The sequence below is a fragment of the Sulfuriferula sp. AH1 genome, assembly GCF_002162035.1.
GTDB lineage: Bacteria > Pseudomonadota > Gammaproteobacteria > Burkholderiales > Sulfuriferulaceae > Sulfuriferula.
In genome coordinates this window covers 91,369-115,717 of the sequence record NZ_CP021138.1, presented here as the reverse complement: position 1 = coordinate 115,717, position 24,349 = coordinate 91,369, and the positions used below count along the sequence as shown (strand labels likewise).

The 24,349-nt window shown below is 56.7% G+C and carries 28 protein-coding genes; 7 read left to right on the top strand and 21 right to left on the bottom strand.

Translation table 11 applies throughout. From position 1 onward, the window contains the following. Positions 1–78: 78 nt before the first annotated feature. The 4 genes from topA to CAP31_RS00635 are packed head-to-tail and all read right to left on the bottom strand — an operon-like array spanning position 79 to position 5,245. Positions 79–2,667, bottom strand: a complete 2,589-nt coding sequence (gene topA / locus CAP31_RS00650) for a type I DNA topoisomerase (protein ID WP_087445763.1) — start codon at positions 2,665–2,667, stop codon at positions 79–81. Between the two features lie 14 nt (positions 2,668–2,681). Next, positions 2,682–3,143, bottom strand: coding sequence for a DUF494 family protein (locus CAP31_RS00645; RefSeq protein WP_087445762.1), 462 nt, complete (start codon positions 3,141–3,143; stop codon positions 2,682–2,684). Positions 3,144–3,151: 8 nt separating this feature from the next. Then, a complete protein-coding gene (dprA, locus tag CAP31_RS00640; protein ID WP_223247311.1) occupies positions 3,152–4,222 on the bottom strand; it encodes a DNA-processing protein DprA in 1,071 nt (356 codons plus the stop codon). A 15-nt stretch (positions 4,223–4,237) separates the two neighbouring features. Further along, complete coding sequence (locus tag CAP31_RS00635) at positions 4,238–5,245, bottom strand: LysM peptidoglycan-binding domain-containing protein (RefSeq protein ID WP_087445760.1); 1,008 nt, start codon at positions 5,243–5,245, stop codon at positions 4,238–4,240. Positions 5,246–5,355: 110 nt separating this feature from the next. Here CAP31_RS00635 and def point away from each other — a divergent pair, with 110 nt between their 5' ends. From def to htpX, 3 genes are all read left to right on the top strand, one after another. Continuing rightward, positions 5,356–5,859 carry a peptide deformylase gene (gene def, locus CAP31_RS00630; RefSeq protein ID WP_087445759.1) on the top strand — a complete coding sequence of 168 codons (504 nt, stop codon included), beginning with the start codon at positions 5,356–5,358 and terminating at the stop codon, positions 5,857–5,859. A 79-nt stretch (positions 5,860–5,938) separates the two neighbouring features. Beyond that, on the top strand, positions 5,939–6,880 hold the full coding sequence (gene fmt, locus CAP31_RS00625) for a methionyl-tRNA formyltransferase (protein ID WP_087445758.1): 942 nt from the start codon (positions 5,939–5,941) through the stop codon (positions 6,878–6,880). Between the two features lie 28 nt (positions 6,881–6,908). After that, positions 6,909–7,757, top strand: a complete 849-nt coding sequence (gene htpX, locus CAP31_RS00620) for a zinc metalloprotease HtpX (protein WP_087445757.1) — start codon at positions 6,909–6,911, stop codon at positions 7,755–7,757. Here htpX and CAP31_RS00615 read toward each other — a convergent pair. Genes CAP31_RS00615 through CAP31_RS00590 form a run of 6 tightly spaced genes read right to left on the bottom strand, consistent with a single transcriptional unit; the run spans position 7,737 to position 12,908 of the window. Further along, complete coding sequence (locus CAP31_RS00615; protein ID WP_157662614.1) at positions 7,737–8,360, bottom strand: ABC-type transport auxiliary lipoprotein family protein; 624 nt, start codon at positions 8,358–8,360, stop codon at positions 7,737–7,739. The genes htpX and CAP31_RS00615 overlap by 21 nt on opposite strands. A gap of 2 nt (positions 8,361–8,362) precedes the next feature. Continuing rightward, positions 8,363–9,301 (bottom strand): MlaD family protein, encoded by a 939-nt coding sequence (locus CAP31_RS00610; RefSeq protein ID WP_087445755.1) that lies wholly within the window; start codon positions 9,299–9,301, stop codon positions 8,363–8,365. Further along, on the bottom strand, positions 9,291–10,055 hold the full coding sequence (locus CAP31_RS00605) for an ABC transporter ATP-binding protein (protein ID WP_087445754.1): 765 nt from the start codon (positions 10,053–10,055) through the stop codon (positions 9,291–9,293). The genes CAP31_RS00610 and CAP31_RS00605 overlap by 11 nt, the downstream gene beginning before the upstream one ends. Position 10,056: 1 nt before the next feature. After that, a complete protein-coding gene (locus tag CAP31_RS00600) occupies positions 10,057–11,172 on the bottom strand; it encodes an ABC transporter permease (RefSeq protein WP_087445753.1) in 1,116 nt (371 codons plus the stop codon). A gap of 12 nt (positions 11,173–11,184) precedes the next feature. Beyond that, entirely contained in the window at positions 11,185–11,769 is a 585-nt protein-coding gene (metW, locus tag CAP31_RS00595) for a methionine biosynthesis protein MetW (RefSeq protein WP_087445752.1), read from the bottom strand. Then, a complete protein-coding gene (locus tag CAP31_RS00590; RefSeq protein WP_087445751.1) occupies positions 11,766–12,908 on the bottom strand; it encodes a homoserine O-acetyltransferase in 1,143 nt (380 codons plus the stop codon). The genes metW and CAP31_RS00590 overlap by 4 nt, the downstream gene beginning before the upstream one ends. 17 nt (positions 12,909–12,925) lie before the next feature. Here CAP31_RS00590 and CAP31_RS00585 point away from each other — a divergent pair, with 17 nt between their 5' ends. After that, the gene (locus CAP31_RS00585; protein WP_087445750.1) at positions 12,926–13,402 is read left to right on the top strand and encodes a hypothetical protein; all 477 of its coding nucleotides are present in this window, start codon (positions 12,926–12,928) and stop codon (positions 13,400–13,402) included. Here the strand turns inward: CAP31_RS00585 and CAP31_RS00580 are convergent. From CAP31_RS00580 to msrA, 9 genes are all read right to left on the bottom strand, one after another. Beyond that, positions 13,399–15,498, bottom strand: coding sequence for a bifunctional diguanylate cyclase/phosphodiesterase (locus tag CAP31_RS00580; protein WP_087445749.1), 2,100 nt, complete (start codon positions 15,496–15,498; stop codon positions 13,399–13,401). The genes CAP31_RS00585 and CAP31_RS00580 overlap by 4 nt on opposite strands. Positions 15,499–15,683: 185 nt before the next feature. Beyond that, on the bottom strand, positions 15,684–17,003 hold the full coding sequence (locus CAP31_RS00575) for an EAL and HDOD domain-containing protein (RefSeq protein WP_189836625.1): 1,320 nt from the start codon (positions 17,001–17,003) through the stop codon (positions 15,684–15,686). 130 nt (positions 17,004–17,133) lie between these two features. Beyond that, positions 17,134–17,922 carry a DUF2063 domain-containing protein gene (locus CAP31_RS00570; protein ID WP_087445747.1) on the bottom strand — a complete coding sequence of 263 codons (789 nt, stop codon included), beginning with the start codon at positions 17,920–17,922 and terminating at the stop codon, positions 17,134–17,136. Next, entirely contained in the window at positions 17,894–18,739 is an 846-nt protein-coding gene (locus tag CAP31_RS00565) for a DUF692 domain-containing protein (protein ID WP_087445746.1), read from the bottom strand. The genes CAP31_RS00570 and CAP31_RS00565 overlap by 29 nt, the downstream gene beginning before the upstream one ends. A gap of 7 nt (positions 18,740–18,746) precedes the next feature. Beyond that, on the bottom strand, positions 18,747–19,046 hold the full coding sequence (locus tag CAP31_RS00560; RefSeq protein WP_087445745.1) for a hypothetical protein: 300 nt from the start codon (positions 19,044–19,046) through the stop codon (positions 18,747–18,749). Positions 19,047–19,145: 99 nt separating this feature from the next. Next, positions 19,146–19,385, bottom strand: a complete 240-nt coding sequence (locus CAP31_RS00555; RefSeq protein WP_087445744.1) for a pentapeptide MXKDX repeat protein — start codon at positions 19,383–19,385, stop codon at positions 19,146–19,148. Between the two features lie 58 nt (positions 19,386–19,443). Beyond that, on the bottom strand, positions 19,444–20,217 hold the full coding sequence (locus CAP31_RS00550; RefSeq protein ID WP_087445743.1) for a molybdopterin-dependent oxidoreductase: 774 nt from the start codon (positions 20,215–20,217) through the stop codon (positions 19,444–19,446). A gap of 10 nt (positions 20,218–20,227) precedes the next feature. Further along, a complete protein-coding gene (locus CAP31_RS00545; RefSeq protein ID WP_087445742.1) occupies positions 20,228–20,821 on the bottom strand; it encodes a cytochrome b/b6 domain-containing protein in 594 nt (197 codons plus the stop codon). Beyond that, on the bottom strand, positions 20,818–21,300 hold the full coding sequence (gene msrA / locus CAP31_RS00540) for a peptide-methionine (S)-S-oxide reductase MsrA (RefSeq protein WP_255377119.1): 483 nt from the start codon (positions 21,298–21,300) through the stop codon (positions 20,818–20,820). The genes CAP31_RS00545 and msrA overlap by 4 nt, the downstream gene beginning before the upstream one ends. 432 nt (positions 21,301–21,732) lie before the next feature. Here msrA and CAP31_RS00535 point away from each other — a divergent pair, with 432 nt between their 5' ends. The 3 genes from CAP31_RS00535 (at position 21,733) to CAP31_RS00525 (ending at position 23,336) form a co-directional block, all read left to right on the top strand. Next, the gene (locus CAP31_RS00535; protein WP_087448189.1) at positions 21,733–22,272 is read left to right on the top strand and encodes a sigma-70 family RNA polymerase sigma factor; all 540 of its coding nucleotides are present in this window, start codon (positions 21,733–21,735) and stop codon (positions 22,270–22,272) included. Positions 22,273–22,281: 9 nt separating this feature from the next. Next, the gene (locus tag CAP31_RS00530; RefSeq protein WP_223247310.1) at positions 22,282–22,908 is read left to right on the top strand and encodes a DUF1109 domain-containing protein; all 627 of its coding nucleotides are present in this window, start codon (positions 22,282–22,284) and stop codon (positions 22,906–22,908) included. A 77-nt stretch (positions 22,909–22,985) separates the two neighbouring features. Beyond that, positions 22,986–23,336 carry a transcriptional regulator gene (locus CAP31_RS00525; protein WP_087445740.1) on the top strand — a complete coding sequence of 117 codons (351 nt, stop codon included), beginning with the start codon at positions 22,986–22,988 and terminating at the stop codon, positions 23,334–23,336. Positions 23,337–23,418: 82 nt separating this feature from the next. On the opposite strand, the gene CAP31_RS00520 is transcribed toward CAP31_RS00525, so the two are convergent. Together CAP31_RS00520 and cyaY are read right to left on the bottom strand one after the other, a co-directional pair. Beyond that, entirely contained in the window at positions 23,419–23,949 is a 531-nt protein-coding gene (locus CAP31_RS00520; RefSeq protein WP_087445739.1) for a DUF6680 family protein, read from the bottom strand. Positions 23,950–24,018: 69 nt separating this feature from the next. Then, positions 24,019–24,336, bottom strand: a complete 318-nt coding sequence (gene cyaY / locus CAP31_RS00515; RefSeq protein ID WP_087445738.1) for an iron donor protein CyaY — start codon at positions 24,334–24,336, stop codon at positions 24,019–24,021. Positions 24,337–24,349: the final 13 nt, after the last annotated feature.

The window sequence follows — 24,349 nt, the reverse complement described above, 5'->3', positions numbered from 1 at the left end:
CGCGCACTGGCCGGCTTGGGCATTGAAATGCCGCCGAGGCGCTTTGGTTAAGCGTTGCTCAGCAGGCAGGCTGAAAAGTCAGGTTTCCGTTTTGGGTTTGACGGGTTTTTTTTCGGTTTTGGTCGCCGTGGCTTTTTTGACTGCCGGTTTTTTGGTTGCTGCAGGCTTTTTCACCGCTGTCGCTTTCTTGGCCGTGCTTGCCGGTTTGGCTTTGGCCGCTATTTTTTTGCGAGCCGGCTTGCCTTTGCTGGCGCGTTCCGCGAGCAGCGGTAACGCCTGCTCCAGAGTTACCGTATCCGGTGTCATGTCCTTGGGGAGCGTAGCATTGACAGCGCCGTGTTTGACGTACCAGCCGTAGCGGCCTTCATTCAGAGTAACGGTTTTGCCATCCTCCGGATGATTGCCCAGCGGCTTGCCCGCAGGGGCACCGCCGCGAGGGGCGCGCTCCATTAACAAGACTTCCAGGGCACGCGGCAAGGCGATGGTGTAAACATCGTCGTCTTTGGGAATGGACTTGAATTTGCCGTCGTGTTGCAGGTAAGGGCCAAAGCGGCCGATGTTGGCCACGATCGTTAAGCCGGTGTCAGGGTGAGCGCCCACTTCTCTCGGAAGTGACAGCAGCCTTAATGCGGTTGGCAGGTCGGCAGTCTCGATGGGCAGGGTCTTCGGCCATGAGGCGCGCCGGGGTTTGATTTTTTTGTCTTCCGGTGTGGCGCCGACCTGAACATACCAGCCGTAGCGGCCATTGAGCAGCAGGATGTCTTCCCCGCTAGCCGGGTCGTTGCCGAGCACGACCGGACCCTCTTCGTTACCGCCATGCAGCGGACGTGTGTAATCGCAGGCAGGATAGCCGGAGCAGCCGATAAACAGTCCGCGTTTGCTGGCCTGCAGAAACAGCTTGCCGCCGCATTTGGGGCAGACTTCATCCTCGATTGGACAGCCGCGCTCCACATCGGCTTTGGCCGCCAGGGTACCGGCGAAATCATCCCAGAATTCATGCAGCAAGGGCAGGTATTTCAGTTCGCCGTTGGATACGTCATCCAGCTTGTCCTCGAGCTTGGCGGTGAAGTCGTAATCGACGTAATGGGTGAAATGCGTGGTGAGGAAGCAGTTCACCAGCCGGCCGGTCGGCGTGGGCATGAAGCGTTTCTTATCCAGCACCACGTATTCGCGGTCCTGCAATGTGGAAATGATGCTGGCGTAGGTCGATGGCCGCCCGATGCCGTATTCTTCCAGCGTCTTGACCAGACTGGCCTCGGTATAGCGCGGCGGCGGCTGGGTAAAGTGCTGTTCGCCCGACAGCTTGTCCACCGGGATGGTTTCACCTTCGACCAGAACCGGCAACTTGGCATCGTCTTCCTCTGCGGCATCGTCCTGGTTTTCCTGATACACGGCGATAAAGCCGGGGAATACCAGCGTTTGTCCGGTAGCGCGGAACAAATTGGCCGGGCTGCCGACCGCGATGTCCAGACTGACGGTATCGAATTGCGCCGGCGTCATCTGGCAGGCCAGCGTGCGCTTCCAGATCATTTCATACAGCCGGGCCTGATCGATGGTAAGGAATTTGCGCACGGAATCCGGGGTGCGCGCGATCGCTGTGGGACGTATGGCTTCGTGTGCTTCCTGAGCGTTTTTCGATTTGTTGCGGAAATACACGGGTGCCGCGGGCAGATAGCCGGCGTCGAAATTCCTCTGGATGTAGTGGCGGATGTCGTCGATCGCTTCGCGTGCCAGATTGACCGAATCGGTACGCATATAGGTGATCAGGCCCACTGCGCCGCTGCCGGTGTCGATACCTTCGTACAGTTGCTGCGCAGTACGCATCGCGCGGTCGGTGGTCATGCCCAGCTTGCGCACGGCTTCCTGTTGCAGTGTTGAAGTGGTGAACGGTGCTGCGGCGTTACGCGATTTGCGCTTCTTTTCGACGCGGCTGACTGTGCCGGTTTTATGTGCGGCCAACTGGTCGAGTATGCTCTGTTGCGCGTCGGCGGTGGGGACGCTGAACTGCTCGAGCTTCTCACCGTTGAACTGTATCAGCCGTGCTGAAAAAGGCTGATTGGCCTTGTGGCTGTCGAGATGGATGCTCCAGTATTCACGGGCGACGAACTTTTCGATTTCCAGTTCGCGTTCGACGATCAGGCGCAGCGCCGGGCTTTGCACGCGACCGGCGGACAGACCCGGGCTGATCTTGCGCCACAGCAGCGGCGACAGATTGAACCCGACCAGATAATCCAGCGCACGGCGGGCCTGCTGCGCATCGACCAGCGGCATCGCGATTTCGCGCGGGTTGTCTACGGCATGCTGGATCGCGCTCTGGGTGATTTCATGAAATTCGATGCGGGCGATTGGCTTTTTCGGGGTGATTTTCTTTTCTCGCAAAATCTCCGCCAAATGCCAGGCAATGGCCTCGCCTTCGCGATCCGGGTCAGTTGCGAGCAGGATGCGGTCGGCTTTTTTCGCCGCGCGCAGAATGGCATCGACATGGCGTTCATTGCGCTCGATGAGCTGGTATTTCATCGCGAAATCGCTGTCGGTATCGACTGCGCCGGTTTTGGGCACCAGATCGCGCACGTGACCGTAGCTGGCGAGGATTTCGTACTCCGCGCCGAGGTATTTTTTCAGGGTTTTTGCCTTGGAAGGCGATTCTACAATAACGAGTGCTGACATGGATGGGATGGCGCTTAGTGAATGGAAAGACCGGTACCGTCATTAAACAGCATGTCTTCCAATAATAAATAATCCTGATTGGGGTTCTGACTCCACAATACCATAAGGGCGATCCATTTGATCTTTTCCAGACTGACTTCGTCTTCGTCGAGTGCCAGAACGCGGTCAATGATCCATTCGCGCTGTAACGGGTTGAGCAGGCCGGCGTGTTCCAGAAACAACAGGAAGCCGCGGCTTGCCGCATCAAAACGTTTCAGCTCATCTGCGGCATATATCCGGATGGCGTGGTGATCCGCCAGACTGGCCGGGTACTGCGATGAATTCAGCGTGCCCAGATCCGAGAACCAGTCCAGCGCCTGGTCGATTTCGTCACCATTGAATCCGGCCGCGTGCAGTTTGATCGTCAACGCGTCACGATCCGGGGCTAGCTCGATTTGCGGGTAATTCTCAAATAGAAAAATCAGTATCTCAAACATTATCTTTATCAAACAATACGTTGGTATAATCCGCCGGGCAGGGTCGCCACTTGCCCCATTAACTCTCTTTCCAACAGCATGGCGGAAAGCGTTTCCGCCGTCAACCCGCTGCGTGCGATTAGCGTGTCCAGATGCAGCGCGTCGAATCCCATCGCTGACAACAGCGGATCATCTTGCGGGGCGGCAACCTGATGCGGTGTCGCCGGGGTTTGCCAACGCAGTTCATCCAGAATATCCTGCGCCGATTCGACCAGTTTTGCGCCTTGCCTGATTAAATAGTGACAACCGCGTGCCACCGGGGAGTGTATCGAGCCGGGAATAGCGAACACTTCCCGTCCGTATTCCACGGCCAGTCGCGCGGTAATCAGCGAGCCGCTTTGCAATGCAGCCTCAACCACCAGACAGCCCAGGCTCATGCCGCTGATAATGCGATTGCGTCGCGGGAAGTTGGATGCAATCGACGGCGTGCCGAGCGAAAATTCGGAAATGATTACGCCCTGTTCCACGATGCGGTGCGCGAGCGCCTTGTTGCGGGCCGGATAGACGATATCAAGTCCGGTGCCGACGACCGCGATCGTGCTTGCGGCGCCTTTGAGTCCGCCCTGATGGGCTGCGGTATCCGCGCCCAGCGCCAGACCGCTGACGATGGTCAGTCCGGCATCGGCCAGACTGTGTGCAAAATTTTCGGCATTGAGCGCGCCCTGGGGGGTGGTGTTGCGGCTGCCGACGATGGCCAGCCCGGGGTTGTTCAATAGGGTGCGATGCCCTTTGACATAGAGCAGCGGCGGCGGATCAGTGATTTCGAGCAGGCGTTGCGGATAATCGGCATCGGCTAGCGTAACCAGATGGTTGTCGGCCTGGTCAAGCCAACCCAGGGTAGGCGCGATACGGTCTGTATCAAGGCCTTGCGCGATGAGCTGGGCTACAGCGGCAGGTATATGCAGCTTGAGCGTGCTGACGCTGGCTGCGTAGATTTGTTCGGGGCCGCCGAGCGCGGCAAGCAACGCCCGGTATTGTTTGGCGCTTAGCCCGGGAGTGAGAGCGAGTCCGAGCCAAGCGTTGCGTTCATCGGGATGCAATTGCGGTTTCTGGGATCATGGGTTGCGTACGAAATCCAGCAGGTTAACCGGACGAGTGGTCTGCATCACCAGCGCGTACGAGACTTTATCGAATACGCGATAGACCATGATTAAACCGGAGCGCGAGTCAGGCAGCGTAATGCCGTCGGCTTTGCCGCCGTTGCGGTAAACCGCGAGTACGTCGCCTTCTTCCATGCCGTCACGTGCGCCCTTGTTGATGACGACGGTCGCATATTGCCCGGCTTCAGCCAGGCCGCCATAAGCGGAAATAACCTTGCCGTTGACAGGCTGGCTTGGCGCATGGGGAACATAGCGGAACGAGTAATTCTCATCGGCGGATTTGAGCCGGTCATTGGCCTCAATTTCCTGGGATGCAGCGGTAATCAGGACGCGTTGCGGATCGCCGGGAACGACGGTGCGGGCTTCGCCCAGATATTCGACTTCATAGCCCAGCACTTCCTTGCTGTCAGGGTCGATCAGCGCTTTGCCGGGGCGCAGTATCTTCCAGTTGGTCGTATTGGTGTTGTCGTTGGTGGCGTAGGCGTGATCGCCTGCACCCAGTTCCATGCGGTCTTCTTCCGCGCTCAGTACCCGCGGTGCTTTGTCCAGCGCGCCTTTTTCCATGACAAAAGGCTGGCTGATAAAGGCATTGATGGCTGAAGCCGGGATGGGCGGGATACCGGTATCGTCAATCGCGGTGCCACGGATTCTGGGGGAGAGTTTGACTGTGTGGCCGCTAGCGGATTTGATCAGCGAAAGTCTGGGATGGGCGCCACTTCTGTCCAGTACCACCACATCGCCGGGATAAATCCAGTGAGGGTTCTTGATTTCCGCTTTGTTCATGCGCCAGATTTGTGGCCATTTCCATGGGTCCTTGAGGAATCTGCCGGAAATATCCCAGAGAGTATCGCCCTTGACGACGGTGTAACGAGTGGGTGCATTGTCTTGCAAACGCAATTCATCAGCGTAGCTTGATAAGCTTATCAAACTAGCCAATAATAAAGAGATAGTGAATTTATGCATTAAGCCCCCCTCGTACCGATTTATGATTTAGCTTCTATTGTAACAACCACCGTATAATATCTGATATTTTATTTAAATTCTGCATGTAATCACTTGTGTAGGCAAGTTAAATGGCCAAATTGACAATACTTCGATATCCCGACCCGCGTTTGTACACGGTTGCCAAACCGGTAGTCAAGATGGATGACCGCATACGCAAACTGGTGGCCGACATGGCTGAGACCATGTATGCCGCACCCGGCATCGGTCTGGCGGCAACGCAGGTGGATGTGCATTTGCAGGTGCTGGTGATCGACATTTCGGAAGAACGCAACGATTTGCGGGTCTTCATCAATCCGAGCATCGTCAGCGCCGATGGCATTGCGATCCATGAGGAAGGCTGCCTTTCCGTGCCCGGCATTTACGACAAGGTCACCCGTGCCGAAAAGGTCACTGTGCAGGCGCTGGATGCCGACGGCAAGCCCTTTACGCTGGAAGCCGAAGGCCTGATGGCGGTATGCGTGCAGCACGAAATGGACCATCTGATAGGCAAAGTGTTCGTGCAGTATCTGTCGACACTGAAGCAGAGCCGGATCAAGAACAAGCTCAAAAAACGCGTGCTGGAAACCATGTAGCATTCATGCGGGCCGATTAGTCGGTCGCTCCCGGTATTTGCAGCTAACAAATTTCAACGTCATTTTCAGGGTAGAACCCATGCGCATCATCTTTGCCGGCACGCCCGAATTTGCCCGCGTCGCCCTCACCGCCCTGCATGCTGCCGGACATACTGTTGCGGCCGTATTGACTCAGCCGGACCGCCCCTCCGGACGTGGCATGAAGCTGATGCCGAGCGCCGTCAAGCAGGAAGCGTTGCGCCTGGGGGTGCCGGTTCTGCAACCCGACAGTCTTAGGACCGCTGCAATTCAGGATGAGTTGCGGGCGCTGACGGCGGATGTCATGGTGGTAGCAGCGTACGGGCTGATCCTGCCGCAGACGGTATTGGACATGCCGCGCCACGGTTGCCTCAATATCCATGCTTCGCTGCTGCCGCGCTGGCGCGGCGCAGCGCCGATACATCGCGCGATACAGTCGGGCGATAGCGAAACCGGCATCACCATCATGCAAATGGATGCCGGTTTGGATACCGGCGCGATGTTGTTGCGGCAAGCTATCCCTGTCGCCGCGAATGACACGACCGGCAGCCTGCATGACAAGCTGGCGGTATTGGGCGGCGAGATGGCGGTTGCAGCACTGGCTGCCGCAAGTGCGGGCACGCTTGCGCCCCAGCCGCAGCCCGAGGCCGGCGTGACTTACGCCGCCAAGATCAGCAAGGCCGAAGCGCGGCTCGATTTCATGCTGGACGCGCCGCAACTGGAGCGCAATATCCGCGCTTTTAATCCTGCGCCCGGCGCATTTGTCCTGTGGCTGGGCCAGCCGCTGAAAATCTGGCAAGCGCACGTGCAAGTGGGCAGTGGGCAACCCGGCGAGGTTTTGGCCGCCAGCGACGACGGCATAGTCGTTGCCTGCGGACGGGACGCGCTGTGCATTACCGAGCTGCAAATGGCTGGTGGAAAGCGTCAGACTGCCGCCCAGTTGCTGGCCGGCCATCCGCTGGCGGCGGGATTGAATTTTTGCGCAGACACCCCATCTAACTGATACTTAAATGATTTTTGGAGATTAAGCCATGTTGGAAAACTGGTTCAAGACGACCATCCTGATGGCAGGGATAGTGGTGCTGTTCGCCACGGTCGGCATGCTGCTGGGAGGTAAAAACGGCATGATGATCGCACTGCTGTTTGCCGGTGCGATGAATGTTTACGCGTACTGGTTCTCCGACAAGATGGTGTTGAAGATGTATAACGCGCAGGAAGTCGACGCGAACAGCGCCCCGGAGTTTTACGCGATGATCGCGGAACTCGCGCAGCGCGCCGGCCTGCCCATGCCCAAGGTCTATATCATCGATGAAGCCCAGCCCAACGCCTTCGCCACCGGGCGCAATCCGGAACATGCGGCGGTAGCGGCCACCACCGGGATTATCCGCATGCTGAGTCCGCGTGAATTGCGCGGCGTGATGGCGCATGAACTGGCTCACGTCAAGCATCGCGACATCCTGATTTCCACCATGTCGGCTACGGTTGCGGGAGCGATCTCCGCCATCGCGCAGTTCGGCATGCTGTTTGGCGGCGGCAATAGCGATAGCGAACGCAACGTACATCCTGTCGTTGCCATTCTCATCATGATCGTCGCGCCGCTGGCCGCCATGGTTATCCAGATGGCGATTTCCCGCTCGCGTGAATTCGGCGCGGATGCCGGCGGTGCTGCCATTTCCGGCGATCCGGTGGCGCTAGCCGACGCGTTGCGCAAAATCGAAACTTACGCGCATGGCATCCCGATGCAGACCGCCGAGATGCATCCGGAAACAGCACAAATGATGATAATCAATCCGCTCACGGCAGATGGTGTGAAGAACCTGTTCCGCACTCACCCCACCACCGAAGAGCGGGTAGCGAAACTACTGGCTATGCGCGGCTGAAGGCTGGGTATCTGCCGTACTCAGCCAGGCGTCGATGTTGTCGAGCAGTGCCTGAGTGGCGAGATTGAATGCCGCCGCCGCGCCTGCTGCGTTATAGCTCTTGGCGGGGATGTCTTCCTCGAACAGGCGACGGGCGATGAGGCGACGATGCAAGGTGTCGAACAGTTCGGCGCGCAGCGCCACATGGACATGCCCCGGATCCGTCGAGGCATCGTGATAAAACGATATTAATTCCGTAGCCAGCCGGCGGTCAGCGATGATATCGCTGTTGCTGTCGGCCACAGTGGCATACAGATTGGCGCCGGACAGCCGATTAAACAGCAGCTCGCTCAACCTGACGCTGGGACGCTCGCTCCAGCGGGCGTATTTATAATGTCCGCGCGTATCGGGTGTGCGGCTGTAGACCAGCGAGATATTATTGTCATAAGCGCTGGTATGGGTGGGCTCGATCAACAGGGTATAAGGTAGCGCCGGACCGGAACGGGGCGTAGCCGCAGGGGTATCCGCCAATACATAAATCACGCTGGACGCGCCCTTGGAATCGCCAAGATTGACGCAGCCGCCGAGCAGCGCGCCCAAAAGCATAATTAACCATATTCTCATGTTCATTCTCCGGGTGCGGATTCTGTTTTGCCTGCGCCAAAAATCAGCTCGCGCGGATTGGCCAGACGTTGACCGGCGGTGGTAATGGTATTGGTACTGTCGTGGATATCGCGGCTTATCTGGTTGATCTGATAATTGGCCGTATTCGTCAGTATCTGCAATTGCCGCGAGATGATCACCGATTGCTGCCGCATATCGCTTAATGTCGCAGTGGCCTGGGTCAGTGTGCCGTTGGCATTGTCGCTGAGCAGCTGTATGTTGTTATCCAGATGCGAAGTGGTCTGATTGAAATTGGCTGCACTCGACCGCACCGCATCGGCCGCATTCTGGAAACTCTGTATGGCGCGCTCAAATTCTTGTTTGTTATTTACTAATTGGGTTGAAAGCGTCTGCAGATTATGCAAGGTGACAGTGATCGCGGTCCGGTTGTCATCGGACAGTAAAGTATTTATCTTGTTCAGCAGTTGTGCACCGTTTTGCGCCATCTGCGAGAGGTCGGTAGTGACCTTGTCCAGATCCGAGCTGCCTTCGGCGATGACGGGGTATTTTTCCCCATCGGGTATCTCGGTCAGCCGCGGGCTGGTGGCATCCGGATTGCTGATTTCCACGGTGGCGAGACCGGTCACGATGTTACGTTTGATGTAGGCTCGGCTATTGGTGTGAATCGGAGTGGCTTCATCGAGCTTGATGTTGACCCGCACTGCTTCCTTGTTCCCTGCGACAAAGGTATAGTCGGTAACGACGCCCGCTTTCACGCCGCGCAACTTGACGGCACTGTTGACGTCGAGGCCATCCATGGACTGATGGTGGAAATAAATCGTATAGTGCCGGTAGGATATCCTGTCCGCCCCGCCCATTACCCACACCAGGCTGGCGATGAGCAGCAGCGTGAACAGTAATACCATGCTGCCGACGAATGCATAGCGTGCTTCAGTTTCCATGAGCTATCTCCAGAGTGGTGCACGAGGAAAAATACTCATGCAGCCAGGGATCGTTTATCTGCCGAATTTCATCAACGGTGCCCGAGCCCAATACCTTGCCCCCCGACAACACGATGGCCCGATCGACGATGGATAGTAATGTATTCAAATCGTGGGTAATCAATAATATGGTCAAGCCCAGATTGTCGGCCAGCGTGCGGATCAGGTGATCAAAATCGCGTGCCGAGATCGGATCCAGCCCGGAAGTCGGTTCATCCAGGCATAATAATTCAGGGTCGAGCGCCAATGCGCGCGCCAGCGCTGCACGCTTGCGCATGCCGCCGGAAAGTTCGCTGGGCATTTTGGTCGCGGCGGAAGCAGGCAAGCCGACCATGGCCAGTTTCAGCCGGGCAAGCTGCAAGCATACCGCCTTGGGCAGGCGGGTGTGCTCCAGCAATGGCGTGGCGGCATTTTGCTCGACGTTGAGCGAGGAAAACAGCGCGCCGTCCTGAAACAGCATGCCGAAGCGCTGACGCAGCTGCTGCAACTGGGCTTCGCTGGCCGTGAGCATGTCTTCGCCGAATAAATGGATGTTGCCGCTTTGTGGGCGTAACAAGCCGATGATTTCCTTCAGCAAGACGGATTTCCCGGTCCCGCTGCCGCCGATGATGGCGACCACCTCCCCGCGCGGGACTTCCAGGCTGACGCCATCATGCACGGTATTACTACCGAAGCGGGTGACGACCTGATCGACTTTGATGAGCGTATCCGCCATGTCAAATCCCCAGTTTCACCAGCGTGATGGCGAAAACCGCGTCGAGCAGAATCACCGCCACGATGCTCTGCACCACGGTCGATGTCGTATTCAGCCCTATGCTGCGGGCATCGCGCGCTACGGTGAAGCCCATATAGCAGGCAATGACGCCGATAAAGGCTGCGAATACCGGCGCCTTGAGCAGGCCGATGACCACGGTTTTGGTTTCCAGCACCTGTTCCAGGCGGTTGATAAACGTGATCGGAGTGACGCTCAATTGCTGGTCCGAAATGAGCATGCTGCCGAGCAGGCCGGCGATGTCGCCGACGAATACCAGCAATGGCAACGCAATCAGCAATGCCAGTAGGCGCGGCAGCACCAGCACCGTATAAGGCGATAGGCCCAGTACCCTGATCGCATCGATTTCTTCATAGACTTTCATCGTGCCGATCTGTGCAGTAATCGCCGCCCCGGAACGGCCGGCCACCAGTATCGCGACGATGACCGGAGCCAGTTCCCGGCAAATGGCGAGCGCAGATCCGTCCACCACGAAGATATTGGCGCCGTATTGCCTGGCCTGGATACCCAGCAGATAAGCGAACACCAGACCGAGCAAAAACATCATGGTAAAAGCCAATGGCAGCGCATACACGAAAATGGCTTCGATCTGATTGGCCAGCTCTTTGCCGCGGAAACGTTGTGGCTGACGCAGCAGACTGGCCGCTTCGATCGAGATGATGCCGATGAAATTAACCATGCCGGCCAGATGCAGTCCCACTGAACTGGCCGTGCGCCCTGCTTGCACCAGTAAACGATGACGGGGGGCCGGCTGGCGCTGCTGGCTGGCAGTGAAATTCTGGCGTACCAGGTCGAATATGGCTTGATGCGCCGTGGAGAAATTGCTCAGCGTGATCGTGTCGAGCGGGATATTGCGCTCATTGAGCAGCTTTAACAGCGTCAGCGCGCCGCTGGTGTCCAGGCTGGTGATGCCGGCGCCATCCAGATAATTGTCCTTTGCGCTGGGTGCGGATGCGAACTGGGGTGGTTCAGGCCCGAGCTGCGCCAAACGCCAGTCCCCGGTAGCATGCAAATACAGCTTGTTGTCGATCGACTCGGGGCGGATGGCTGGCGTAGTCATGTCAGGCTCGTTCTAGCCGTTACGCTCAAACCGGTAAAAGGCAAGGCTGCCGGTGAGATTGCGTAAAAAGCTGACCCGCTTCCCTCCCGTCATCACGATGCGTTCGCGGATATGGATGTTGAGTTTGTCGCACAGCGCCTCAAAGTCATGCATGGTGCACAGGTGCACGTTGGGGGTGTTATACCATTGGTACGGAATGTCAGGCGACACCGGCATATTGCCGCGCAGCACCTGCACGCGGTTTTTCCAGTAGCCGAAATTGGGAAAAGTGACGATGCCTTCGCGGGCGACCCGCAGCATCTCGCGCATGATGGCCTCGGTATGGTGCATGGCCTGCAATGTCTGCGACAGCACGACATAGTCGAAGGTATCCGAGGCGAATTCGGCCAGCCCCGCTTCCAGATCGCGCTGAATCACATTGACGCCGTTCTGCACGCAAGCCAGCACATTCTTGTCTGCCAGCTCGACGCCGTAGCCCCGCACCTGGCGAGCGTTTTGCAGGTATTTCAACAGATTGCCGTCGCCGCAACCCAGGTCCAGCACTCTGGCGTTGGGCTGGATCCAGTCGGAGATGATTTGAAAATCGTGACGGGTCATGTTGCCACCCTTTCCATATAAGCGCGGACCAGCGCATGATAGTGCGCGTCGGGCATCAGAAACGCGTCGTGGCCGTGGCCCGAGACGATTTCCGCATAACTCACATTGCGCTCGTTATCCAGCAACGCCTTGACGATCTCGCGCGAGCGTTCCGGCGCGAAACGCCAGTCGGTGGTGAACGAAATGACCAGAAAATCCGCCAGTGCAGGCTTGAGCGCAGCCGACAGGCTCGCTTCCGGATGATGATGGGTGGGGTCGAAATAGTCGAGCGCCTTGGTCATCAGCAAATAGGTGTTGGCATCAAACGAATCGGCAAATTTATCGCCCTGATAGCGCAGATAGGATTCGATCTCGAATTCGACGTCGTAGCCGTAGTTGAAGCTGCTGCCGCGCAGAATACGGCCGAACTTGCTGCCCATCACATCGTCGGACAGATAGGTTATGTGACCCAGCATGCGCGCCAGCCGCAGACCGCGGCGAGGGTGAGTATGATGCGCGTAAAAATCGCCGCCGTGAAAATCCGGGTCGGTCAGGATCGCCTGCCGCGCGACGTCATTGAACGCGATATTCTGTGCGGTCAGCTTGGGTGCCGAGGCGATCACCAGGCAATTGCGCACCCGTTCCGGATAGCTGATGCTCCAGTGCAATACCTGCATACCCCCGAGCGAGCCGCCCATGATCGCAGCAAATTGGCGGATGCCGAGGCGGTCGGCCAGGAGGGCCTGCGATTCGACCCAGTCTTCCACGGTGACCAGCGGAAAGCTTGAACCAAAAGCCTGTCCGGTAGTCGGATTGATCGATGCGGGGCCGGTGGAACCGTGACAGCCGCCCAGATTATTGACGCCGATGACAAAAAAGCGGTTGGTGTCGACCGGTTTGCCGGGGCCGATCATGTTGTCCCACCAGCCCGGTTTTTTATCCTCGGGCGCATGCAGGCCGGCGACGTGGTGGTTGCCAGACAGCGCGTGACATACCAGAATAGCATTGCTTTGGTCGGAATTGAGGGTGCCGTAGGTCTCGTAGACGAGGTCGTAGCTCGGCAGTACCGCCCCGCTCTTCAGTGTGAGGGCTGTATCGAAATGCGCGATTTGCGGTGATACCACCCCGACAGATGAGTTGTTAGTTGAAACTGGCTGCATGGATATTAACTTTGAGCATGATAGATAAGATTATAGCGGTATTCCGTCCCAATCCCACAGTATTACGCGAACGCTTTTTAGCACGATTTGCCGGCAAAACCATTATCGTCCACGATGGCCTGAGCATAGGCTGGGTCAGCGAACTGATGAAGGAAGCCGGTGGCGGTGCGCATTTCCGTATTGATGCAAGGCGGGTGCCAGGTCGCCGCCCTACTCCTATCGAGTGGGTGGTGCATCAGCATTTGCTGCCGCACAGGCTGCCGCTGCCTTTGCTGGTCAAGGTCGATGGCGAGCGCCTGCTGGTGCGGCATCTGGTTCGTAACGGCATGCCGGTGCATCCGTCCGAGATTTACTGGATACTGGGGGAGTTCCCCGGGCGCTGCCATCTGCAATTGCGGGTTTCGGGCAAAGGCTTTCTTCCCGAACGCGGTATGTCGGTAGCGGATAACGTCGTCGATTTCGATGCGATATTTAGCGAACCGGACGTGTATTAAGCCAGCGCGTTTCCGGAACGGTCGAGATCAAGGTCCGGCGCTATGTGCAGGAATGCCTCCAGCTCGGCTGCGGGAACCGGTTTGGAGAACAGATAGCCTTGAGCATAGTCGCATCCTGCGTCTGCCAGTATCTTGCGTTGCGCCTCGGTTTCGACGCCTTCCGCGATCACTTTCAGTCTGAGTTTATGCGCCATCACGATAATCGCCTCGCATAGCGCTACATTATCGGCATTCTGCTCCAGATTATTGACGAACATGCGGTCGATCTTGAGATAATCGATATGGAATTTTTTCAGATAGGACAGCGTTGAATAGCCGGTACCGAAATCATCCAGCGCGACCTGAATGCCTGCATCGCGGAACGCGAGCAGCTTGTCGGTGATGACCGAGCTGTTATCCATCAGCAGGTTCTCGGTGATCTCGATGACGATCGCCGGTTCGGCCAGCTCCAGTTCGTGAAAATGGCTGAACCAGGTTTTGAAAAGGCTGGCGTCACTGCGGAACTGTGCCAGTGACTCGTTCACGCTGATCTGGAAATCGGCATGGTGCAGTGCGCGTAAACGCTTGACTTGGCACGCAGCCTGTTTGAATACCCAGTCGCCGATGGTTACGATCATGCCGGTCTCTTCCGCCAGCGGAATAAACTCATCCGGCGCAATGACTCCCCGTACCGGGTGCTGCCAGCGGATCAGCGCTTCGGCCTTGTGGACGTTGCCGGTCGCCAGTTCGATGATGGGTTGATAGTAAACGAGGAACTGGCTTCCGGCCAGGGCTGCACGCAAGTCGCTGGTCAGCCGCATGCGGTTCTGTGCGGTTTCCTGCAACGCGCTGGTGAAATAACAGGATCGGTTGCGCCCCAGGTTCTTGGCGGCGTACATCGCCTGATCAGCCTTGCTGATCAGCGATTCGATGTCAGAGGCATCGTCCGGGTACAGGGCGATGCCGATGCTTGCAGTGACAAAGGCCTGTTCAGCGCCCAAGGCGAACGGTTCCGCCAGTTGCTTGAGGATGTTTTCGGTAATGTAGTCGATACCGCCGGTATGGTTCAGTAACGGCAGGATGATGGTGAATTCGTCTCCCCCCATGCGCGCGACCGTATCCGATTCGCGTACGCACGAGGTGATGCGCCGCGCGGCCTCGCTTAGCAGCGTATCGCCCATGTCATGGCCGAGCGCATCGTTGACTTCCTTGAAATGGTCGAGATCAAGGAAGATGAGAGCCAGTTTTGCATGTTCCCGATGTGTTCTTTTGATGCCTTGTGTCAATCGGTCATGGAATAGCCGGCGATTGGGCAGCCCGGTCAGGCTGTCGAAATTGGCCTGGTGCCAGATCTGCTCTTCCAGTTTCTTCTTTTCAGTGATGTTGGAAAACAGCGCGATACGCCGGCTTACCGTACCGTCCGGGTTATAAATGGTATTGATGACTAGCGACTCGGTATAGATTTCGCCGTCCTTGCGCCGGTTACGGATCTCGCCGCGCCAGTGCCCTTCGTTGGTCAAGGCGCGCCACATCGCCTGATAAAAAGCCTTATCCTGTTGTCCGGAATGCAGAATGCGCGGAGTTTTGCCGATGATATCGCTCTCGTTGTAGCCGGTGATCCGGGTGAATGCGGGGTTGATTGCGAGGATGGTATTGTTGGCATCGGTGACCATCATGCCTTCAGTGCTGTGCAGAAACACCTGGGCGCCCAGCTGCGATGCAATCTCCGAACGTTTATGACTGGAAATGTCCTTCATGATGTGCAGCGAGTAGCATATCTGCCCACTGCCGTCCTTTATCGGAAAGGCGCTCGAGGTAAATGTTTCGCCGCTTTTCAGCGTGAATTCTCCATTTTTCTGCTCGCCCGTCCCGCTGGCATGAACGAAGGATGTGATCGGCCCGTCATTTTTCGGGAACACCTCCCAGTAGGGCCTGCCCAGCAGCTCACCGATCGGCATGCCGGCATATTGTGCATAGGCAAGGTTGGCGCGGACGATGCGCATGTCGGCATCATGGACGAAAATGGGGTCAGTCACTGAATCGAACAGCGCTTGCCAGACATTGATGCCGTCTGTGCTGGTTAGATCATCCCTGCTATGGCATGAGGAACGGGTCATTTTTTGGCTTTGTCAATGATGATGCGTTGCAATCAGTCTCGGTTAACCCGGTTGTGATTCCAGCTTATGAAACGGAATTTTTAATATCTGGCAGTTGCCAGTATTGTATTGTTTTTTGAGTTAAATGGCGAATTCTTCCGCCCACATCAGGGCTTTTACATGGGCCAGATTGACCGCATCGACACTTAGCCTGGCATTGGCGGCAAGCGCCCGATTTCGGCCTGATTGCCGTTTTCGCAGGCGATAGCCAGTTGCAGATAGGGTGCATAAATGCCCTGTCCATGCAGTAAAGCCTGCGTCAGCTTGTCGGACAGGTTGAGTTGCGCGACAGCCTGTTCCATCGGCAGATTGAGTAGCGCGTCCAGCAGCGAGAATATGCCGACAATAAACAGGCCGTCGCGATCGGCGGCAGCCGGCCGGTCCGTACCCAGCATTTCGGTCAGCCGCGCGCGGATCAGTGCGTTCTGCAGCAGGGTCTGGCTGCGCGCATCCGGTTGCCCGCTATTGAACAGCAGCAAGGTGAGCCAGCGGTAGAACTGGTTATGACCGAGCAGAATCAGTACCTGGGAGATCGAATCGAGCTTGCGGGTCAGGCTGTTGACCGGCGAATTGACGAAAGCGAGCAGCTTGTACGACAGCATCGCATCGCGCTTGAGTACGGTTTCCAGTGCCGGAATTTCCGCGCGGTTGATGACCATATTGAGCAGTTCGATCACGTGGGCGCGGTTGCTGTCGATACGATGCGGCGCATCGGGCTGGCGCCGGGTAAAGTAGTAGCCCTGAAAGCAGTTGAACGCCAGCGCACGACATGCTTCGAAATCGTCTTCGGATTCGACTTGCAGCGCAATCAGCGTCGCCTGGCTATGACGCAGTGCCGCGATCACATGCTTGCTCAATGCAATGGCATTGAACTGGTGAACATCGAAGCGTATGAATTTGGCCAGCGCTAACAGCGATACCAGATCAGCGGCGTTGGCCGGATTGTCGATGGCGATAACGAAGCCCTCGGCGATACGCGCCTGGCAGTGTTGCAGTGTCACATCGATATCGCTAATCAGCGTGCCATCAATGGCCAGCACGATGTTGTGCGCGGGCAGCATCGCCAGCCAGTCGCTGGCCAGCATCGCGGGCGCCATGCCGATAAAGGCCAGCTTGTGGCCCGGTACCGACTGCAGATTCAGGTCGGTCATGCTGGCGATCAGCATCTCGTCGCGCATTTGCTGCAATGTTGGCGTGATCGGCGTGTCGATGCTGTTTCTGAGGCTGAATTCATAGCCGATGATATGTTGCGTCGCGTCGAGGACAGGCTGCCGTCCCAGAAAACGTTTGAGCATTTCACTGCCGGTGTTGCGCGCGCCGTGTGTCGCGATATCCAGCGTATCGGTGACGACCTGGTCCTGCGCGACATGTTGCGTGTCGATGCTCAACGGCTGTAGCAATTCAATGCCTGATTTGGGCTTGATTAGCGGAATGACCTGCTCGATCGTCGGTGCGGCTGGCTGCACGGACCCGGATGATGTAACGACGGTCGGTTCCGGTTTTTTTGGTTTTAAAAATTTGAAATAGTGATCAAACATATGCCCCCTCGCGTTTTGGTCATCATACCTTGCGGGTGGCGGATAGGGAATGCAGCGCTCAGGCAGCCGCGACGGTACCGAGAATGCAGCCCTGTGTTCGCAATTGCAGCAGCAGATCGTGACCGAATTCAAGCAGGGCATCCGGAGCCGGATGGCTGATCTCGGCGGTGAGTTGCTGCAGGACCGCCCGGCCGCTGAGCCGGCCTGGCGTGATCAGCTCGATCAGGCGGGCGCTGACGGCGTTGAGCAGACTGAAACGGATGTCATCGGCTGCGTTCCGGAATACCAGTAAATGCGTCGGCTGCGCCGGAGCCGCCGCGGGCTGGTATCTGCGGCTGAGCCGGTGCACCGGATAGCGGCAGGTCAGATTCGCCGCCACCGGATTCAGCAGCGGCACGCCATCCAGCAAATCGCCGTCCCGGTCATAGTCCGGCATAGCCTGGTCAACCGTTGAGGTCGAGAGCGCCAGCTCTATCCATTCGTAATGCGCCAGCTCCAGCATGAAATCGGGATAAGCGGCGCCGGTTTGCCATTCCCGTTGCAGGAACTGCAAAAACTCGTCGGGAATCTGGCGTAAATACGGTGTGGCGCAACGGTGCACGGCAAGGAATTCCCGTACCAGCCTGCGCCATTTGCGTTTGCCGAGGATGCCGGACAATACCGGAAAGCAAGCGCTTACTGCGGTTTCGATTTTGTCAAATACCAGAGTGCGGTAGATTTGCAGGCGCTGCCGGTCGACGCCGCGTGGCCCGCGTTGCTGCCCGGGGTCGCGGATATGGCGCGCGAGGTCGAGCTGATAGCGTTGCCAGCCGGCAAGCTCAGGCAGTTTGGCGGCGGGCATGGTCATGATGGCGCTGGCGGGTAGCGATGCGTTCGACTTCGCCGACCAGCTCGATCAGCGGCGGGATATTGAAGTCACGTTCCAGCAAGGTCGGCACCGGGCCGCAATGCTGATAGGCGATATCGAGCAAGTCCCAGACCGGTTCGATGACCGCCGCGCCGTGAGTGTCGATGAGCAGATCGGGCGCTTGCCGGTAATGTCCCGCCGTGTGCATATACACTACACGCTCGGCGGGCAACCGGCGGATGAAATCTGCCGGGTCGAAACCATGATTCACACTGTTCACAAACACGTTATTCACATCCAGATGCAGGTCGCAGTCGGCCTCGGCGGCTACCGCGCAGACAAAGCCCAGCTCGTCCATGTCGGCCATCGGCGCCGCCACATAATACGACGCGTTCTCTATCGCGATGCGGCGCTCCAGAATGTCCTGCGTGCGGCGTATGCGCCTTGCCACATAGCTCACGGCTTCTGCGGTAAACGGGATCGGCAGCAAATCGTACAGATGACCGTCATCGCTGCAATAAGCCAGATGTTCGGTATACAGCGCGATACCATGCTCGTGCAGAAAGCCTTTGACGCGGAGCAAGAACGCCTCGTCCAGCGGTATCGGCCCGCCCAGCGACAGCGACAAGCCGTGGCATGCGAACGCATGGCGCTCGGTAAGCATGCGCAAATCGCGCCCCATCTTGCCGCCGAGATCCATCCAGTTCTCCGGCGCGATCTCGAAAAAATCGATGGCATCAGGAACATGCGAGCGTAGCGCAGGCAACAACTCGCGCCGCAAGCCCAACCCCGCCCCATGCAGGGGCGGAATGGACATCAGCGTATTACTTGGCCGCACCGCATTTGGCTTCGGCCGATTTTTTATCGACAGCGGGTTTGGCGCTGACGGCTTTGGGCGTCTTCTGCTCTATGGCTTTTTTGCTGCCGCCCATATTCATGCTCGCGCCGCAGTTCATTTCCGCGGCCTTACCGCTTTTGACGGTATCGGCTTCAGCCGTCATGTAGCCTTTGTCCAGCGTTTGCATCACGAAAGGATTCTGTGCGGCCTGTGCGGCCGGGTTCATGCCCGCCGTTGCAATGAAAGCGGAGCCAAGCGTGAGGGCGAGGGTGGATTTTGTGTTCATGTTTTTTCCAAATTTGAAGCGGGTGTGTGGGAGCGGGATAAACCGGCTAGTTTAGCCCGCAACCGATATTTTATGGAATGTCGATGGCGGGCGCGTTCTTTATTTTGCCATAGAGTCTTTACTCATATCGTCCTTTTTCATCCCGTCCTTGTCCATGGCTTTTTTGGCATGAGATTTTTTCGCCTTCATACCATCATGCGCCATGCTATCCTTCTTCATTTCGTCTTTGGCCATGGCCGGTTTGTCCATGCTGTCGTTTTTCATCATGTCGTCGGCAAAAGTCTGGGCACCTGCCAATAACAGTCCGCCGGCAATCAGGGTGGCAAATAATTTACGCATATCAGTTCTCTCCATAGTAAAAGCGGCGATATTGCCGCATATCAGGGCCGCTGAACGCTCAGCTGCCGCCGAACCAGTTGTAACCCTGGTCTTCCCAATAGCCGCTGGGATAGACGTTAGTCACGTAAATCGCTTGGATATGTTTCGGATTCTTGTAGCCCAGCTTGGTGGGGATACGCAATTTCATCGGGTAGCCGTACTGCGCCGGCAGTGTCTGCCCGTCGTAAGTCAGAGTGAGCTGCGTCTGCGCATGCAGCGCCGTCGGCATGTCGATGCTGGTGTAATAATCGTCGGCGCATTTGAAGCCAACATATTTGGCTGACAGGTCGGCGCCGATGCGCTTGAGGAAAGTCGCGAACGGCACACCGCCCCATTTGCCTATCGCGCTCCAGCCTTCCACGCAGATATGGCGCGTCACCTGGCTGGTTTGCGGCAGCTGGTGCAGTTGCGCCAGCGTCCATGGTCGCCGGTCGGCGATCATGCCGCTGAGTTCGAGCTGGTAGCTACTGCCGTCTATCTCAGGTACATCTCCGATACCGTAATAGGCATTGAACGGGAACGGCCGGGTAATCGTCGATTCCGGGTAAGCGGGCGCCAGCTTGTTGGGGTCGAATAGCCAGGCCTGTACCTTGTCGTTGAATTGTGACACCCGCATCAATGCCTGCTCGACGGAGCCTTCATCGCTCAGTGTGCAGCCGGTCAGCAATGACAGACCGCCCAGCGTCAGCCCCCGTTGCAGGAACAGGCGGCGCGACGGTTGCGGCAAAGCCTGCAGCGCGGCTTTAACCACGGCGGGTTCGTCGAGTAACCGGATCTTTTTCGGTTTGAACATGGCTTCTCCCTTAGCGGCCGCGGATCATTAACAACAAGGTGCGCGGTATCAATGCCACCATGACCAGATGCACCGTCACCACGGCCACCAGTGCCGACATCGCCGAGAAATGTACGATGCGTGCGTTGTCGTAGCCGCCCATCAGCTCGCGCAGCAGCGGGAATTGCACCGATTTCCATATCACCAGCCCGGACAGTACCAGCAGCGCTACGTCGACAACGATAAACAGATAGGCGAGTTTCTGCGGCTGGTTGTACTGGCGCAGGTCGGTATGAGCGAGCCGGCCTTTCACTGCCGCTAATACATCAGCCAGCACGGCTCTGGGTGAGATTGGAAAGAACTTGCGCCGGAGCCTGCCGGTTGCCAGATTCGTAGCCAGATAAATGATGCCATTGCCCACCAGCAGCCACATCGCAAAGAAATGCCAGAGCAAGGCGCCGCCCAGCCAGCCGCCAAGCGTAATGTCATCGGGAAAGCGGAAGGCGAAAATGGGCGACGCGTTGTAGATTTTCCAGCCGCTCATTACCATCAGCACCACCGCCAGCGCATTGAGCCAATGGGTCATGCGCAGCCACAAGGGGTGAACAATATCCGCGCGGCTCATTGATAGACTTTCGGGAACTGCTCGCGCAGATGGGTCAGCTTGGGCAAATCGTTGTACATGATATAGGGCTGATCCGGGTGCAACGCCAGATAGTTCTGGTGGTAAGTCTCGGCGGGATAGAAAGCAGGCAGCATGGTGACCTGAGTCACAATCGGCGCCGGGTACAGCTTCATGGTTTGCAGCTGATTGATATAGTCGAGCGCGACTCGGCGCTGGGCATCATTGGTCGCAAAAATCACCGAACGGTATTGCGTGCCGTGATCCGGACCCTGATAATTCAGCTCGGTAGGGTCGAGCACTACCGAGAAAAAAATCTTGAGCAATTGCCCGTAGGAAATCTGTTTGGGGTCATATACCACTTTCACCGATTCGGCATGACCGGTATTCCCCCGGCTGACCTGAAAGTAGCTGGCAGTGTCAGCCTGACCGCCAGCATAGCCCGAGGTGGCGCTGACGACACCTTTGACATGTCTGAACACACCTTCGACACCCAGAAACAGCCGCCTGCCAGAACGACAGTTTGCGGATTCGACAAGGTCGCGCCTGCAATATTCTTGAGCGGATCAGGCAGGCTGCGAGTCTGGCCATCGGCCATGGCCGGGCCACTTGCCAGTATTGCGGTTATTGCAAGCCTGCCGAGTTTTCTCAGCAGGCTTGCACGAATATGGGTATGCATGGCTGTGTCCTTTCCTCACGTGCGGTAAACACAACCGCGGTTACTCATTGATTCGCGGCACGCTGGAAAAAAGTTACAGCCCGAATAAATTTTTGTTTTCGGGTAACGGCTCGGCATTTGCATTGAATATTTTGGTGTCGCTGGTGTCTTTAATGGACTTCCCGCATTTTCCGGTTAATGCAATGCGCAGGCAGATTCGGGTAGAATGAAATCGGCTTAATTGGTCGAGGCTGGCGTGACAGAAAAAACCGTTTCTCTGGAAATGTTGATGCAGCAGGCGCTGGCAGGCGACAAACACGCCTATGCCGACCTGTTGCGGGAAACTTCGCGCTTCATCCGGCCCTATCTGGCAAAGCGCCTCAATACCGCCAGCGATGTCGACGACCTGTTGCAGGAAATCCTCGTCTCCATCCATAAAGCCCGTCACACCTACGACGGCAAGCGCCCATACAAGCCGTGGGTATTCGCCATCGCCAATTTTCGCCTGCAGGATTATTTGCGCACCTACTATGCCGACCGGCTCAGGGACGCGACCGACTTATCCGAAGTCGAGAATAGTTTGCCCGAACATGTAACCAATTTCGATTTTACCTACGAATCAATAAGCGGAGAGGTGAATCAGTTGCCGGAGAAACAGGCGATAATTCTGGAGCTGATGCATCAGGACGGCTATACCGCGAAGGAAGTCGCGGTAAAGACAGGCATGCAGGAATCCGCAGTAAAGGTCGCAGCTTTTCGCGCCTATAAAATTTTGAGAGCGAAGTTGACCAGATAAATGAACGCAATGGAAAAACACATAGCCAGCCTGGTGCAGGATGCCGGGCAGGTACAATCGGCACCCAGCCCGTTGCGCCTGTGGCTGAAATGGATGGGCGTCGCGGCGGTGTATATTGCGCTGTCGCTGGTAATTCTCGGTGTGCGCCCGGACTTGCTGGCGGCATTGCATAATGGCCTGTTTGCCGCAGAGATATTGCTGCTGATCGGCATCGTCGCTACCACCGCGCTGAGCGCCACCCTGCTCGCGTTCCCGGACATGTACCAGCACAGCCGTCTGGTGCTGGCACCTATCGTCATGTTTGTGCTGTTCATCGGCGTGATCTTCCTCGCCTGGCAGGCCGATAATCCCCCCGCCCCGCCGCCCGTACACAGCTTCGAGTGCTCACTCACCATCGCCGTGCTCGCCCTGCTGCCCGCCGCCTGGATGTTCTACAGCATGCGCCGGCTCGCCAGTACCCATCGCCGTTCTGCCGGCGTCGTGGTCATGCTTGCAGCGTTCAGCATTGGTGCCATTACGCTCAGGTTGTCGGAACAGACCAATTCCATCATGCACGTGATCGAGTGGCATTATGTGCCTATGATCGTGGTGGCGTTGCTGGGAGTGTGGCTGGGGAAGGTGCTGTTGCGGTGGTGAGGGTTGGGAATTGATGGGTTTCGCTTTGCTCTACCCATCCTACGAGCTTTTGAGGCACATAGAAAAGGATGAAAGTAATGAAAGCGGTAACGATAGGCATTATGTCGCAAGAAAAAATTCGTGAACGGGTTTTGGCTATCGCGCGCGGTGAATATAAACCCAAACGCAGTGAACCAAAGATATGGTTTACTTCCATCAAATCAGTTGCTGAGGTTTTGAGTGATGAAAACCGTGCGCTGTTGCATGTGATTCAGGAAACGAAACCTGAATCCATGAAGGTGCTGGCCGAAATGACCGGGAGAAAACCCAGCAATTTATCGAGAACCCTGAAAACCTTGGCGAGTTATGGCTTTGTGGAGCTCAACAGGGAAAATAAGCATGTGCGTCCGGTTGCCAAGGCTACAGAATTCGAGATTTTAGCGGCTTAGGAAAAACATTGGCGGTTCTGCATTGCTACAATTAGGCAATTGATGGGTTTCGCTTTGCTCTACCCATCCTACGGGCTACGGGCTACGGGCTTTGGTCGGGTGTATTTTGATTGGGAAAATTAGTTACATACATTGGTAGAACGCGTTTGCCTTCAAGCAATTCTATGGCGAACTGACGTATTTTCTCTTGCTCTTCTTCGATTCGTCCATGAGCGACAGGCGCATATGTGCCATTTTTGATTTGAGTTTTGTTGAAGTCATAATCGAGCGCATGCCCCATTGCATGAAGTAGGTCAACCAACAAATCAACACGTTTATCAGCCCATGCATCGGGTTGCATGGTTTTGTTTCCTAGGTGATCAAGGTATTGCTGCCATATATCTAAAACGGCTTTTTCTTGCCTGCGCTTGGATGAGAATTCAAGATCAATTCTATTGAGAGCTTCCACGTGGGATGGCGCGAGCGTGTATGCTCGCGTAGCCATCAAAATTTTGAAGATTTGGAGTTTTCTTCCACGCTCTTCGTTCCGGTCATCTAAATATCGCGTTACTTGAACTGCGATGAGAGGGCTGAGTGCCGTAGCAGTGATCATTAGGATGTCTGTAAGGCTCATATTTCCTCGATAAAGCTAATGTTATTTAGGTGCCTGTTCGGTGTCTATGTAAATAAATCAAAGCCGCATTCATCCAAACTCAACCCGCCCCCCACCCTGCTGTTCTATCATCCGCGCCAAACTGCTCAACAACTCGGTCCCGTCCCGCGAATTGCGCCAGGCGTCGTCTGTCCATTGATAATGGAAGCCGCCCGATTTGGCGGCAACCCACATTTCATGCATGGCGGCCTGGCGGTTGACGATGATCTTGCCGCCGGGGCCGCAGTCGATTTCGAGGACGTTGCCGGCGGCGAGTTCGAAGTCCACATCGCCGTCGGCGTTTTCAAGGGCGGTTTCGATTCGGCGGAAGGTTTCGTCGGTAAGCTGGTTAAATTCGGTTTCTGTCATGATAGACTGCGCT